The 661-nt window shown below is 33.6% G+C and carries 2 protein-coding genes; one reads left to right on the forward strand and one right to left on the reverse strand.

Going from position 1 to position 661, the window contains the following annotated elements:
- Positions 1-76 precede the first annotated feature (76 nt).
- A complete protein-coding gene (locus tag KI369_RS28055) occupies positions 77-256 on the forward strand; it encodes a hypothetical protein (protein ID WP_212958923.1) in 180 nt (59 codons plus the stop codon).
- A gap of 19 nt (positions 257-275) precedes the next feature.
- Here KI369_RS28055 and KI369_RS28060 read toward each other — a convergent pair whose 3' ends face one another.
- Positions 276-602 (reverse strand): nucleoside triphosphate pyrophosphohydrolase, encoded by a 327-nt coding sequence (locus KI369_RS28060; RefSeq protein WP_060629731.1) that lies wholly within the window; start codon positions 600-602, stop codon positions 276-278.
- Positions 603-661 lie beyond the last annotated feature (59 nt).

Here is a 661-nt window from a genome sequence, read left to right on the forward strand (position 1 = left end):
AAAACCTCTACTCATATAGCTTAATTTTCTAAATTATAGTAAAATTCACTTTAGTATACAAAAGGAGTTATACAATATGAATCTATCAAAAAAATATGTACACATTGCACTCATTTGGTTTTTAGCATCATTATTTTGTTTACAAGTTTCTTATGCAGTCCACACTACTACTTCTATTACAATTGGCTGGGTATTAACAGCTGTCTTCTTCATTATTAGTTTAATTGCAACAAAAAAGCATAGCGTTAATGCGTAACACTATGCTTTCTATCAAACTATTCTTCTGATACATCTAATAAATAAATGCCTCTTTCAAACCCACCGCGTTCTATTTCTTTTTGCTTTCGAAGACGCTCTATATCTTCAATAGTTGCACCTTCTGCACGCGCCAATGAAATGATTACTTCCAGTGCATCCGCAAGAGAATCAAGCGCATGTTCACGCTCTTTCATGGAAGCAAATTCACGAATTTCTTCCGTTCCAATTTTTGCTAAAGCTTGTATGTATGCTTGTCCTGTTAATTTTTGTGCTGTATATGTTTTTCCAGACATCAAAATCTTCTCTGGAACACGATCTCTTACTAACTTGTTATATGCTGACATCATTCATCCTCCTATGTTTAATAACATCCGAGCTCTGCTGTATAGAAAAACCATTTTTT

It is taken from the genome of Bacillus sanguinis (assembly GCF_018332475.1).
Taxonomy (GTDB): domain Bacteria; phylum Bacillota; class Bacilli; order Bacillales; family Bacillaceae_G; genus Bacillus_A; species Bacillus_A sanguinis.